We start from the raw sequence: 13392 nt of genomic DNA, 5'->3' as shown, positions 1-13392 counted from the left end.
CGTTATTTCAACGGCCAGAAGAACATCAGTGTGGGTACCGTTACAATCGCGATGATGATGGATAACGGCAACCCAAGACGCGGATAATCGCTGAATTTGTAGCCGCCCGGTCCCATCACCAGCGTATTGCACTGATGACCGATCGGGGTGAGAAAATCGCACCCCGCACCGATCGCGACTGCCATAAGGAACGCTTCAGGCTTGAAACCGAGCCCAGAAGCAAAGCTTGTCGCGATTGGAGCCATGACGAGGACCGTCGCGGCATTGTTGAGAAATGGCGTCACCATCATCGCTGCCACAAGAATGAGCGTCAAAGCACCGGCCGGTGGTAATTGATGGCCGATTGTGGCAAGTCCCTCTGCTATGAGATCAGTGCCCCCGGTCGTCCTCAGTGCATCGGAAACCGGAATGAGCGCAGCCAGCATGACCAGAATTGGGCCATCAATCTCGTCATAGACCTCGTTGAGAGGTATGACCTTGAACAGAAGCATAGCAACGGCAGCCGCAAAGAAAGCCACCGCAACCGGTACGAGGCTTAAAGCGGTCGCACCGATGGCGGCAATCAGAATGGCGAGCGGGATCAATCCGCGCCGGACACTGCCGAGCATCAACTTGCGGCGGGCGAGTGGCAGCAATTCAAACTCGGGCAGGAAGGTTGATAGATTTGCCTGTCTGCCTTGCAGGACGATTACATCGCCGAAGCGCAGTATAACTTCGCTGAGGCGCTCGGTAATCCGCTCCCCTGGACGACTGACAGCCAGAAGATTCAGATCATACCGCGCGAAAAGGGCGAGTCTCTGGGCCGTCAGTCCGATGAGACGCGAATTTTTTCCAATAACAGCTTCGACGGCTTCGATGTCGGTCGAACCGCTGGTCTCGGAAGGATTGCGGTTCTCGGAGAGGGTGAGCTTTCCCGCACTTATGATCGCATCAAGCGCCTTTGGGTCGCCTTCAAGTAGCACTACATCGCCTTCATTCAGGACGGTGTCGGGAAGCGGCGTCAATCGCTGTTCCTTGCGTACGATGGAGGTTACCATCGCTTCGCCTTCAGCAGCCTTGATGAGATCAGTCACGCGCTTGCCGATCATTGTCGAGGTTTTTGTGATGCGCGCTTCGGAAGCATAATTCTTGATCTTGATTGCTTCATCCAGCGAAACATTTTCGCGCGTGCGTTGCGGGACGAGCCAGTAAAAAAGAACCAGATAGATTAGCCCCACGGCTGAAAGCACGGCGCCGACGGGCGTGAAGTCGAACATGGTGAAGGGCTCCCCCACCATTTCGCCGCGAATGCGAGAAACGACGATATTGGGCGAAGTACCCACCTGAGTCATCAAACCGCCGAGCAGCGCGCCAAACGCCATAGGCATGAGAAACGTTGAGGGGGAAACATTGGAGCGGCGTGCGAATTGAAAAGCGACCGGGATCATGATGGCCAACGCACCGACGTTTTTCACAAAGGCGGAGAGCACGGTGACGACCGCGACCAACACGGCCAGCTGTAATCTTACACTGCTGATCTCCGGCAGGAAACGCTGCACTGCCGCCTGCATGAGACCGGAACGTGCGACGCCTGCGCTAACCACCAGCGCACTGCCCACGATGATGACAATGTCGTCGCTAAACCCCGAAAATGCGTGATCGAATGGGACAACGCCAACAGCTATCGCTAAGAGAAGTGCGCAGAGCGCGACGACATCATAACGGAATTTGCCCCAGATAAACGCCCCCATCATAAGTATGATCACTGCGAAGGAGAGTATCTGCTGATGCGTCATCTATCGGAATTTCCTCACAGGCGGAAAAATATTCCATTCTGTGTAGCCGATAAATTCTAAAACAGAAATCGATTATTATAGCGGGTTGCGACCTTCGACGGACGCAACCCGTCAGAGTGTCAATCGTTCAGGCGCTGGCCGTCCCTGCCAAAAACATGGACATTTTCTGCGGATGCGCCAACCCTCACGGTCTGGTCTATATTATGGGCCGAGCGCCCGGCAACGCGGAAGATAAGTGGCTTGCCGTCAGGCAAAGCAGCGTGAATATAGCTTTCTGCACCGACGAGTTCGACCGCTTCGATACGGACGGTCGTATTGAAACCATCAGCATCGGGCGCGCCATCTTCGAGAATGTGGACATCTTCCGGGCGAACACCGATGGTGAAATTTCCTGCGGGTGTCTTCACCGCACTGCCGGTCGTCCAGCCGACGGTTTCTGCACTTGGCAGCAAGTTCATGGACGGAGAGCCGATAAACGTTGCGACGAATGTGGAGGCCGGTTTTTCATAAAGTTCGATCGGTGTGCCGACCTGTTCGATACGACCTGCATTCAGCACAACGAGACGGTCTGCCATGGTCATGGCCTCCATCTGGTCATGGGTGACATAAACGCTCGTGGTGCCGAGCGAACGTTGCAGACGCTTGATCTCGACACGCATCTGCACGCGCAGTTTCGCATCGAGGTTAGAAAGCGGTTCGTCGAAGAGAAATGCCGCCGGTTCGCGGACGATGGCTCGGCCCATGGCTACACGCTGGCGCTGGCCACCGGAGAGCTGGCGCGGCTTACGCTCCAGAAACTGCTCGATTTCAAGGGCTTTGGCAGCCTTTGCGATGCGACGTTCGATCTCGTCTTTCGGTGTCTTGCGGTTTTTCAGGCCATAAGCGAGGTTTTCCCGTACCGTCATATGCGGATAGAGCGCATAATTCTGGAACACCATGGCAATATCGCGCTCAGCGGGCTCAGCATCGTTGACCACGCGGGCGCCGATGGAGATGGTGCCAGATGTAATGCCTTCCAATCCGGCTATCATGCGCAGCAGCGTGGATTTACCGCAGCCGGAGGGACCTACCAGCACCACGAATTCCCCGTCATCGATCTCCAGCGATACGCCTTTGATGACTTCAACATTGCCGCCATAGCTCTTGCGGACGTTATCAAGAACGATTTTGCTCATTACTTTTCCGTTTCAACGAGACCTTTGACGAACCAGCGCTGCATCAGCACCACAACGAGGATCGGCGGAATGATAGCCAGAATGGCTGTTACCATGACGTAGTTCCAGGGAGTGGAAGCGTCAGCCCAGTCGACCATGCGACGCAGGCCAATGATGATTGTGTTCATCTTTGCATCATTGGTAACGAGCAGCGGCCACAGATACTGGGTCCATCCGTAGATGAAGAGAATGACGAAAAGCGCTGCGATATTCGTCTTCGAAAGCGGAAGCAGGATATCCCGCATGAAACGGAAAGGTCCGGCATTGTCGATACGTGCTGCTTCCACCAGCTCACCTGGAATTGTGAGGAAGAACTGACGGAACAGGAATGTCGCCGTCGCAGATGCCATCAGCGGCAGCGTAAGCCCGGCATAGGTGTCGATCATGCCGAGGTCCACGATTACCTTGTAGGTGGGCAGAATGCGCACTTCCACGGGCAACATCAGCGTGACGAAGATCATCCAGAAGAAGAACATACGCATCGGAAAGCGGAAGAACACAATCGCGAAGGCGGACATGAACGAGATAATGATCTTGCCGACTGCGATGGCCATAGCAACCACGAACGAGTTCCAAAGCAGCCTTTCGAGACTGACGCCGACGACACGTTCAACGCCGCCGAAGATGGCTTCGCCATAGTTTTCTATGAAATGATCGCCGGGCAGAAGCGAGATTGGCGGGCGGATGATCTGGGTCGAAGTCATCGTCGAAGCGACGAATGTATAGTAGATGGGAAAGGCGACGATTATGATGCCAAGGATGAGGATCAGGTGACCGATTAGGTTTGAGATTGGGCGTTTTTCTATCATTGTCGCCACCCTCACGAATAATGCACGCGCTTCTCGACGAAGCGGAACTGGAAGGCGGTCAAGGCAATCACGATTGCCATCAGAATGACGGACTGTGCAGAAGACGAACCGAGGTTCAGATTGACGAAGCCGTCATTGTAAACCTTGTAGACCAGCGTTTCGGTCGCTCTGGCAGGGCCACCTCCCGTCACGGCATGGATGATGCCGAACGTGTCGAAGAATGCATAGACGGTGTTTACGACCAAGAGGAAGAACGACGTCGGTGCGAGCAAAGGAAATACGATGGACCAGAATCTCCGCGATCCCCGGGCACCATCGATAGCGGCTGCTTCGATCAAAGATTTAGGGATTGCCTGTAAACCTGCAACAAAGAACAGGAAATTGTAGGAAATCTGTTTCCAGGCGGCAGCAACGACGACGAGGCCCATAGCCTGATTGCCATCCAGTAGCGGGTCCCATGCGAAGCCATTGCGGCGCAGGATATAGGCGAAAGTGCCCATCGCCGGATTAAACATGAAAAGCCACAGCATGCCGGCCACGGCGGGTGCCACGGCATATGGCCAGATCAGGAGCGTACGATAAAATGTTTTACCGCGAATAACGCGGTCTGCAGCGGTCGCAAGCAACAGCGCTGCGCCCATCGCGAGCAGAGCGGTCAGGATATTGAAAACAATCGTCACTCTGAATGAGTGCAGATAGTTGGGATCGGCCAGAACACTTGTGAAGTTGGCCAGACCCACGAAGGTGGATTTGAGCCCGAATGCATCTTCACGCATGAAGGACTGATAAATCGCCTGACTGGCTGGCCAGAAGAAAAACACCACAGTCAGGATGATCTGCGGGGCCAGCAGGAAATAGGGCAGAATTTTATTTGGAAAGGTTACTTTCTGCACGGGGAGCTTCCTCGTGGGATAACAACGCCGCCTGCCACAAAAGGCAGGCGGCGTTGTGTCAATGTGATCGTTTACTGAGCTGCGGCAATCGCGTCGTTGGCACGCTTGACGCCGTTCTCAAGTGCTGTTTTCGCGTCCTGCTTGCCGCCGAGCATGGCTTCGAACTCTTCATTCAGGATATCGCGGACCTGTGGCAGGTTAATGAGGCGCACACCCTTTGAGTTTTCGGTCGGGGCCCTGCCCATCATCTGGAGAATAGGCGTTTCGCGGCCCGGGTTCTTTTCGTAGAAATCCGACTTCTTGGTTTCCTCGTAAGCAGCGAGCGTCACTGGCAGATAACCCGACTTCTCGTGCAGCTTGACCTGAATTTTGGTCTGAGAGAGGAAGTTGAAGAATTCTGCAACGCCCTTGTACTGTTCGTCGCTAAGACCGGCGAAAACCCAAAGGGCCGCACCGCCAGGAATCGTATTTTGCGGGCCGTGACCTTCATAATAAGGCAACTGGCCGATGCCGTAATTGATGCCCGACTTCACGACATCTCCAAGGCCGCCCGAGGATTCGGTAAGCATCGCGCACTCACCTGAAGTGAAAAGCTGCTTGGCTTCCGACGTACGACCGCCGTAGCGGAACGTGCCGTCCTTTGCGAGGTCGGCAATCGACTGGAAATGCTGAATGTAAAGCGGAGAATTGATCTCGAGCTTTACATCGGTGCCGCCGAGACCGTTTTCGTTGGTGCCATAAGGAACGTTATTCCAGGCCGCAAAGTTTTCGGTCTGAATCCAGGTCAGCCATGTCGAAGTAAAGCCGCACGCTGCCGCACCACTGGACTTGATCTTCTTGGCCGCTTCAAAAACTTCCGGCCAGGTCTTTGGCGGATTGTTTTCATCGAGACCGGCCTTCTTGAAGGCGTCCTTGTTGTAATAGAGGATCGGCGACGAGGAGTTATATGGGAAGGACAGCATGGTGCCATCGGGCTTTGAGTAATAAGCGACGATGCCGGGCAGGTACTGCGACTTATCGAACTTGAAACCACCCTTTTCCAGCACTTCGGCAGCCGGCACTACAGCACCTTCGGCAGCCATCATTACACCGCTGCCGGCATCGAAGACCTGCAGAATTGCAGGGGGCTGCTTGGAGCGGAACGCGGCAATACCGGCATTCAGCGTTTCGGGATAGGTTCCCTTGTAAACCGGAACGATCTTATATTCGCTCTGGCTTTCGTTGAACTCTTTCGAGAGTTCGTTGACCATTTCGTTGTTGGCACCGGTCATGCCGTGCCACCACGCCAGTTCCGTCTGGGCGAATGCCTGCGAACCGATGGTGAGGGCGAGGGCGCTCGTCAGCGCCGAAGTCGTGATCAGACGGATAAGCATGTTTCCTCCTCGAGTGTGAGATTGCGTGAACATTCGAGCTCCTTTAGGGGGGCTCAAAGTTCCGACATCTGCGATATATTCATTGCACTTATATGAATGCAATTTTTTGCAAAGGATCAACCTTCGATTCTTCCAATGGCAGAATAAATCCGAAAACGATAGCATTCGAAATGAAAAAAAGCGAAAGGCAAGTGATAATCGTGGGGAGAACATGTGCACAATGAAGCCGTCGGAAACGCTGCCCGATGGCATTTGAGCACGGTGATTGCCTGTTCGCTGCCCCGGCGGATTGACCAACGTGCAAGTCTGAATTGAATATACCTCCTCGAATCTGGCCGACGGGTTGCTGAAATCCTATCAACCAGGCCGGACATTGATCAGTTTGCAGACGGGTGAGCTTATGCCGAGTGATGATCGCAGGAAAAGTCGCGTTACGCTTTTGGATGTGGCGCGCCACGCCAATGTATCGCGTGCGACGGCTTCACTGGTCATTCGCAAAAGTCCGCTGGTGGGGGCAGCGACACGCGAGAAGGTGGAAAAAGCCCTGCAGGAGTTGGGTTATGTCTATAATATGGGCGCAGCCAGTCTCCGGGCGGAGAGGTCGAATACGGTGGGCGTCATCGTGCCGACCCTCGGCAACCCGTTTTACGGTGAATTGCTTTCTGGAATAGACAGTGTTGTAGGTGAAGCTGGGCTGGTCGTTCTTCTTGCAAACAGCCACGAGAATTTTGCCAATCAAACCACCCTCATGCAGCGTATGCGCGAGCATGGTGTCGATGGCGTGATTGTATCGCTGACGGCAGAAACGGCTCCCGAATTCATCGAGCAGTTTGTGGACTGGGGGCTGCCGGTCGTTCAGGTATTGCGTCATGTGACGGACCGAATTGACTACGCAGGCGTGGATTATGCGGGCGGCATGCGGCAGGCAGTCAATTATCTGGCCCGGTTGGGGCATAGGACGATCGCCTTTGCCGTGCATGGGCCGGTCCATTCCGCATATCGCGAACGTGTCGAAGGATTCCGGGATGCGATGGAGCAACAAGGCCTCGATCCCGGTTTGATCGTTCGCTTGCCATACACGATGCCGGAAATCGCCAAAGCGGCCCCGCTACTCTTTCAGGCGGGAAAAGCGCCGACAGCGGCGATCTGTTTCAATGACGTGGTTGCGCTGGGGCTTTCAGCGGGTCTTTATGACTGTGGGAGGAAAGTTGGTGACGACTTCTCTCTGATCGGCTTCGATGATGTAAGCGACGCGGAGGCGACACGGCCCCGCTTGAGTTCAGTGTCAACGCGACCGGTTGCAGTGGGCCAGAACGCCGCCAGGCTGCTTCTTTCCCGGCTGGCAAGTCCGGAAAAGCAGGCCGAGCGGATCGTGAGCGAGACATATTTGCAGGTGAGGCAGTCCTGTGTACCGTTAAAAGCGCCAGTCATCTAATCCGAATTAATGATTGACGAGCGGCATCAAACCCAATTAGATCGATCTAAATTTGTTGCCGACAGGAGGAAAAGTCGGCATAGTCCGTGTACCGGGAGGTTCGGCATTGTATAATTTCAACTTCGCGCCCGTTTTCGCGTCGATGGATAAGCTGCTTGTCGGTGCGTGGCAGACAATTGAGCTCTCGTGCGCTGCGATGGTGTTAGGCTTGATTGTCTCGATTATCTGCGCCGTCGGTAAGACATCCGGACCCAAACCGGTACGCTTCGTCATCGATGCCTATATCGAAATCATCCGCAACACACCGTTTCTGGTGCAGATTTTCTTTATCTTCTTTGGATTGCCTTCTGCTGGTTTGCGCCTGTCGCCCAATAGTGCTGCGCTTCTCGCACTGATCGTGAATTTCGGGGCCTACGGCACGGAGATTATTCGGGCGGGTATTGAATCTATTCATAAAGGTCAGGTGGAAGCTGGGACAGCGCTTGGTCTCTCCAGGCTTCAGGTATTCCGCTATGTCATCATGAAGCCAGCCTTGCGGACGGTCTATCCATCGCTCACCAGTCAGTTCATTTATCTGATGCTGACTTCGAGTGTTGTATCCGTCATTTCCGCCAATGAGCTTGCGGCTGCGGGTAACGATTTGCAGTCGGCGACCTTTGCGAGCTTTGAGGTCTATATCGTTATCACGCTCATGTATCTCGTCATGTCCATCGGTTTCTCTGCCGTCTTCGCGTTGATCGAGAAGGTGGCCTTCAAATACCCGTTGAGCCGATAGGAGCAGGCCATGATCAGACCTTTTGGCTGGAACGAATTTCTCATCATCGTTTATGCAGCGCAATGGACCATTGCTCTTTCCGCCATTGCCTTTGTGGGCGGCGGTATTGGAGGGCTGCTGGTTGCGCTGATGCGCGTCTCGGATGCCCGCGTCCCGCGTTTCATTGCGCTCGGCTTCATAAGGCTGTTTCAGGGCACACCGCTTCTGATGCAGCTGTTTCTGGTCTTTTTCGGTCTCAATATTTTCGGACTGGGCATCAATCCGTGGATCGCTGCAACAATTGCACTGACTTTGCATGCGAGCGCTTTTCTGGGCGAGATCTGGCGCGGCTGTATTGATGCTGTGCCGCCCGGTCAGCGCGAAGCCGCAACTGCCTTGGGGCTGCGTTACTATAATCGTATGCGCTATGTGATCCTGCCGCAGGCTGCGCGCATTTCCGTTGCGCCAACGGTGGGGTTTCTCGTGCAGCTCATCAAGGGAACGTCTCTTGCTGCGATCATTGGCTTTACGGAACTGACACGCCAAGGTCAGATCATCAACAACGCGACATTCAGCCCGTTCATGGTGTTTGGCACCGTGGCTGCTATCTATTTTGTCCTGTGCTGGCCGCTATCCATTCTCGCGCGCCGCATGGAAGCGAGGTTTTCTCGTGCTACGGCTCGGTAATCGGGGGGCTGGGGAAGACAATGGGCATTTCCGGCCTGCTGCGAGACATGGCTGCGGCAGGAAATGCTCCGAAAAATAAGAAACGGTGCCGGCGAGGAGACCGGCCCTTGATAGGGAAGGAATAAAAATGAATATCACCAGACGTTTGGCTATGGCCTTCATTGGTGCGGGAGCTCTCGCGACCGTGCTGGCACCTGCAGCATTTGCGCAGACTGTTGACGGCATCAAGTCCGCCGGGAAAATCAAGATCGGTATGCTGGTCGATTTTCCACCTTTCGGCATCATGAATACCAGCAATGAACCGGATGGCTATGACGCTGACGTGGCAAAGCTGCTGGCGAAGGAGATCGGTGTCGAGGCTCAGATTGTTCCGGTTACCGGTCCGAACCGGATTCCCTATCTGCAGAGCGGTCAGGTCGATGTCCTGGTTGCTTCGCTGGGCATCACGGAGGAGCGCGCCAAGAGCGTGGATTTCTCCCAGCCTTATGCGGGCATTTCAATTGGTGTATTCGGACCGAAGGATATTGCGGTTGCGAAGCCGGAGGATCTTTCGGGCAAGACCATCGGCGTCGCGCGGGCTTCGACGCAGGATACGGCAGTTACCAAGGTTGCGCCGCAGGATGCCAACATTCGCCGCTTCGACGACGACGCAAGCGCAGTGCAGGCTTTGCTTTCCGGTCAGGTTGAACTGATCGGTCTATCCAACGTTGTGGCGGCTGAGATCGAAAAGGCTGCTCCGGGCCGCTACGAACAGAAAATCCAGCTCAGCCAGCAGGTACAGGGCATCGCTGTTCGCAAGGGCTCGGCCGAAATGCTGGAATTCGTCAACAAGTTCATCGAAAAGGCGAAGAGCGACGGTGAACTGAACAAGATCCATGAGAAGTGGCTTGGCGCGCCGCTGCCGGATTTTGTTTCCCAGGCAAAGTAAGCTCCTGAATTCCGCCTTGCCCGTCCTCAGGCGGGCATGGCGATCCAGTCCACGAAAGTGAGTTTCTCGACATGAACCAGACGGCTCAGGGAACGACAAACCAGATGCAGCACGATGCTTCTGGTGCGGCAGTGCTTATGCAAGGGGTGAACAAGTGGTACGGCACGTACCATGCGCTCCGAAATATCAATCTGACTGTATCCCGCGGCGAACGTATCGTTATTTGCGGCCCGTCTGGTTCGGGAAAGTCTACTCTCATCCGCTGCATCAATCAGTTGGAGACCATTCAGGAGGGCCGTATCATCGTTGATGGCCACGACCTGACTGCTGGTGGAAAGAATGTAGATATCGTGCGGCAGGAAACCGGTATGGTTTTCCAGCAGTTCAATCTCTTTCCGCATATGACTGTTCTTGAGAATTGCACGTTGGCGCCGATGAAGGTGCGGGGCATCTCGAAGCCGGAGGCCGAAAAGACAGCGCGCAAATATCTGGAGCGCGTCCGCATTCCCGAACAGGCGGACAAGTATCCGGCCCAGCTTTCCGGCGGACAGCAACAGCGCGTGGCTATTGCCCGTGCGCTCTGCATGAATCCCAAGATCATGCTTTTCGATGAACCGACTTCGGCGCTCGATCCAGAAATGGTCAAGGAAGTTCTGGATACCATGATCGATCTCGCGAAAGAGGGCATGACCATGCTGTGCGTTACGCATGAAATGGGCTTTGCGCGGCAGGTCGCAGACCGCGTCATTTTCATGGATCAGGGGCAAATTCTCGAAATGGCGGAACCGGAAGAGTTTTTCGGTAATCCGAAACACGAGCGCACAAAGGCATTCATTGGCCAGATTTCCTGATTGTCTCCAATAATTTAGTAATGGAGTTTGAAGTGACGAACGAAGTTCTGCTCATCGAGCCTATGATGCCGTTGATCGAAGAGCGACTGGACGCGGCTTACAAGGTTCTTCGCCTGTATAAACCGGAGGACAGTGGGGCTATCGATGCGGCCCTCGGCACCATACGTGCTGTCGTCACTGGGGGCGGAACAGGGCTCTCCAACGAGTGGATGGAACGTTTGCCGTCACTTGGCCTGATCGCCATTAACGGTGTGGGAACAGACAAGGTTGACCTCGCTTTTTCACGTGGTCGCAACGTCCATGTCAGCACCACGCCGGGCGTTCTGACGGACGATGTCGCTGACACCGGCATTGCCCTCATGCTCGCGGTAATGCGCCATGTCGTTGCGGGCGATCGGTTCGTAAGGGAAGGTAGATGGGCTCGCCGGGAGGCTTTCTCTCTCGGGATAAGCCCGAAAGGCAAGCGGGTCGGCGTCCTGGGGCTTGGCCAGATTGGCAAATCGTTTGCGCGGCGCGCGGAAGCATTTGGCATGGAAGTGCATTACTGGAACCGTTCGCCTGTCGCAGACACCGGTTGGGTCGCACACGCCACGCCTGTGGAACTTGCGCAGCAAAGCGACGTGCTCGCAGTGTGCGTTGCAGCCAACCCTGCCACGGCAAATATCGTGAATGCGGATGTTCTGGCGGCACTTGGAAACAAAGGCTATCTGGTCAATGTAGCCCGAGGCAGTGTCGTTGACGAAGATGCGCTTCTGGAAGCGTTGAACAACGGAACCATTGCTGGTGCCGGCCTTGATGTTTTCGTCAATGAACCGACGATCAGAGCGGATTTTCTGACCGCGCCAAACACGGTGCTGATGCCGCATCAGGGCAGCGCAACGGTCGAAACCCGTGTTGGAATGGGCGAACTGGTGCTCGCCAATCTCGCAGCATATTTTTCCGGTGATGTTCCGCCGACCAAGGTAAACTGAGTTATTATCCATGATTGTCAGACAGGCCTTTTTTGAAGGCGCTATTCATGCTGGGCGCGAGGATGCGTTCAAAGCTTATGTCGCCGATATCCTCATGCCGATGTGGCTCTCCTTTCCCGGTATCAGGGAAGTGCGCGTTCTTTACGCTGTCGAACGCGATGAAGGTGCTCCGGCTTACCCGATGGTGCTTTGGACCAAGTATGACAGCAGGGAGGCTCTGGCGGAGGCGCTCGCGTCATCTGTGCGATATGAAAGCCGGGAGGCGACAAAGGGCCTCCTCGAAATGTTCGATGGTCATATCCATCATCACGTCTTCGATCTCACCCTCGAAGGGTGAGGTCGCGTCTATTCAGCAGCCTCAAGCGCCCCACGTCCGCTCAAGGACATTGATCCAGTTGCCATGGGCCAGCTTGACGATGGAGGCATCGTCGTAGCCGTGCTTGCGGAATGCTTCTATGACCAGCTGGAGATCGCCTACGTCGCGGAGCGTCGACGAAATCGTGGTGCCATCAAAATCGGAACCGAGCGCCAGATGGTCGATCCCGATGCGATCGACAATGTAATCGGCGTGACGAACGATCTCGGATAGATCGGTATCAGGATCGCGCTTTCCGTCTTCGCGCAGGAATGACACGCCGAAGTTGAGCCCAACAAGACCGCCCGTATCGCGAATGGCATCCAGTTGCCTGTCCGTCAGGTTGCGGCTTTGCTGGCAAAGCGCGTGCGCATTGGAGTGCGAGGCCACGAGCGGCGCGTCGGAGATCGCTGCAACGTCCCAGAACCCTTTCTCGTTCATGTGAGAAAGGTCGATCATGACTTTCAGCTCGTTGCATGCGCGAATGAGAGCTTTGCCGTGATCGGTAAGGCCGGGACCGATATCCGGGGAGGCGGGAAAGCGGAAGGGGATGCCGTGGGCAAAAATATTCGGGCGGCTCCAGACAGGCCCCAGCGTTCTAAGGCCAGCTTCATGCAGAACATAAAGCGCATCGAGGTCTTCGCTGAAAGCCTCCACACCTTCGATATGATAGACGGACGCGAAAATCCCCTTCGCAAACGCATCGCGAATATCTGCTGCCGTGCGGCAGACACGCACTCGGCCTTCAGATTCGCGTTCGATTTTCAGCAGGATTGCAGACATGGCGAGCGTCGCCTTCATCGCATCCGTTTGGCTGGGCGTCGCGAGGTTGCCGTTGGCATCGAGTTCGCGTGACGGCGAGGGTACATACACTGCGCAAAGTCCGCCGCCCAGACCACCCTTCTGCGCGCGTGGCAGATCGATATGTCCGACATTTTCGCCATCAAGAAAGCGCTTCTCCGGCGCGGCAGCCTCGGATGACCACAACCGCAACAGCACGTCGTTGTGACCATCAAAAACGGGTATCTTCTGTTCTGTTGCCATGGAGTAGCCTTTTCAAATCAAGTCCAGTATTTGAGACACGGGTGATGGACCCAAGCGCGAAGAATTGCAAATGCGATTTCAGTCACTTGATATGATCACCCTGCATGAGCGGCGATTCCTTGTAGCGAAAGCTTTCTTTTAGGTTGCGCTCATGCAAAGTCTGCATAGGCAATGCAAAATTCTGCATTGGCCCCTGCATCCGCTGACGTGATAGCGGAAAGGTGGAAAAATATATCCGGATATAAGCGTCGACGATTGCATCCCAATTCATGGACATGTTCGGAAAGCGCTGCAAGAGGAGCT

General features: G+C 55.0%; 14 protein-coding genes. 7 read left to right on the top strand and 7 right to left on the bottom strand.

All coding sequences use genetic code 11. From position 1 onward, the window contains the following. Positions 1–2 precede the first annotated feature (2 nt). The 5 genes from ACOWVS_RS08600 to ugpB all read right to left on the bottom strand — a co-directional run bounded on the left by ACOWVS_RS08600 (position 3) and on the right by ugpB (position 6064). Positions 3–1775 (bottom strand): SLC13 family permease, encoded by a 1773-nt coding sequence (locus tag ACOWVS_RS08600; RefSeq protein ID WP_006469008.1) that lies wholly within the window; start codon positions 1773–1775, stop codon positions 3–5. Between the two features lie 119 nt (positions 1776–1894). Then, positions 1895–2950 (bottom strand): sn-glycerol-3-phosphate import ATP-binding protein UgpC, encoded by a 1056-nt coding sequence (locus ACOWVS_RS08595; protein WP_006469007.1) that lies wholly within the window; start codon positions 2948–2950, stop codon positions 1895–1897. Next, positions 2950–3798, bottom strand: coding sequence for a sn-glycerol-3-phosphate ABC transporter permease UgpE (ugpE, locus tag ACOWVS_RS08590; protein ID WP_006471322.1), 849 nt, complete (start codon positions 3796–3798; stop codon positions 2950–2952). Before ugpE ends, ACOWVS_RS08595 begins: the two co-directional genes overlap by 1 nt. Before the next feature lie 11 nt (positions 3799–3809). Continuing rightward, the gene (gene ugpA / locus ACOWVS_RS08585) at positions 3810–4691 is read right to left on the bottom strand and encodes a sn-glycerol-3-phosphate ABC transporter permease UgpA (RefSeq protein ID WP_006469005.1); all 882 of its coding nucleotides are present in this window, start codon (positions 4689–4691) and stop codon (positions 3810–3812) included. A 71-nt stretch (positions 4692–4762) separates the two neighbouring features. Then, positions 4763–6064, bottom strand: a complete 1302-nt coding sequence (gene ugpB, locus ACOWVS_RS08580; RefSeq protein ID WP_006471321.1) for a sn-glycerol-3-phosphate ABC transporter substrate-binding protein UgpB — start codon at positions 6062–6064, stop codon at positions 4763–4765. Positions 6065–6464: 400 nt separating this feature from the next. Here ugpB and ACOWVS_RS08575 point away from each other — a divergent pair, with 400 nt between their 5' ends. The 7 genes from ACOWVS_RS08575 (at position 6465) to ACOWVS_RS08545 (ending at position 12027) form a co-directional block, all read left to right on the top strand. Next, positions 6465–7499 carry a LacI family DNA-binding transcriptional regulator gene (locus ACOWVS_RS08575; RefSeq protein WP_031346967.1) on the top strand — a complete coding sequence of 345 codons (1035 nt, stop codon included), beginning with the start codon at positions 6465–6467 and terminating at the stop codon, positions 7497–7499. 106 nt (positions 7500–7605) lie between these two features. Then, positions 7606–8274, top strand: a complete 669-nt coding sequence (locus ACOWVS_RS08570) for an amino acid ABC transporter permease (RefSeq protein ID WP_006471319.1) — start codon at positions 7606–7608, stop codon at positions 8272–8274. 9 nt (positions 8275–8283) lie between these two features. Next, on the top strand, positions 8284–8940 hold the full coding sequence (locus tag ACOWVS_RS08565; RefSeq protein ID WP_006469001.1) for an amino acid ABC transporter permease: 657 nt from the start codon (positions 8284–8286) through the stop codon (positions 8938–8940). A gap of 127 nt (positions 8941–9067) precedes the next feature. Then, positions 9068–9868: a transporter substrate-binding domain-containing protein gene (locus ACOWVS_RS08560; protein WP_006471318.1), complete on the top strand. Its 801-nt coding sequence runs from the start codon at positions 9068–9070 to the stop codon at positions 9866–9868. A gap of 104 nt (positions 9869–9972) precedes the next feature. Then, on the top strand, positions 9973–10719 hold the full coding sequence (locus ACOWVS_RS08555; RefSeq protein ID WP_006471317.1) for an amino acid ABC transporter ATP-binding protein: 747 nt from the start codon (positions 9973–9975) through the stop codon (positions 10717–10719). Positions 10720–10739: 20 nt separating this feature from the next. Continuing rightward, the gene (locus ACOWVS_RS08550; RefSeq protein WP_006468998.1) at positions 10740–11690 is read left to right on the top strand and encodes a 2-hydroxyacid dehydrogenase; all 951 of its coding nucleotides are present in this window, start codon (positions 10740–10742) and stop codon (positions 11688–11690) included. Positions 11691–11700: 10 nt separating this feature from the next. Further along, positions 11701–12027 (top strand): hypothetical protein, encoded by a 327-nt coding sequence (locus tag ACOWVS_RS08545; RefSeq protein WP_006468997.1) that lies wholly within the window; start codon positions 11701–11703, stop codon positions 12025–12027. Between the two features lie 21 nt (positions 12028–12048). On the opposite strand, the gene ACOWVS_RS08540 is transcribed toward ACOWVS_RS08545, so the two are convergent. Together ACOWVS_RS08540 and ACOWVS_RS08535 are read right to left on the bottom strand one after the other, a co-directional pair. Continuing rightward, positions 12049–13089 (bottom strand): dipeptidase, encoded by a 1041-nt coding sequence (locus tag ACOWVS_RS08540; RefSeq protein ID WP_006468996.1) that lies wholly within the window; start codon positions 13087–13089, stop codon positions 12049–12051. An 82-nt stretch (positions 13090–13171) separates the two neighbouring features. Further along, positions 13172–13384, bottom strand: coding sequence for a hypothetical protein (locus ACOWVS_RS08535; protein ID WP_006468995.1), 213 nt, complete (start codon positions 13382–13384; stop codon positions 13172–13174). Positions 13385–13392 lie beyond the last annotated feature (8 nt).

It is taken from the genome of Brucella sp. IR068 (assembly GCF_049065885.1).
GTDB lineage: Bacteria > Pseudomonadota > Alphaproteobacteria > Rhizobiales > Rhizobiaceae > Brucella > Brucella intermedia.
The sequence above is the reverse complement of the archived record's forward strand: the minus strand, read 5'-3'. Positions and strand labels throughout refer to the sequence as shown.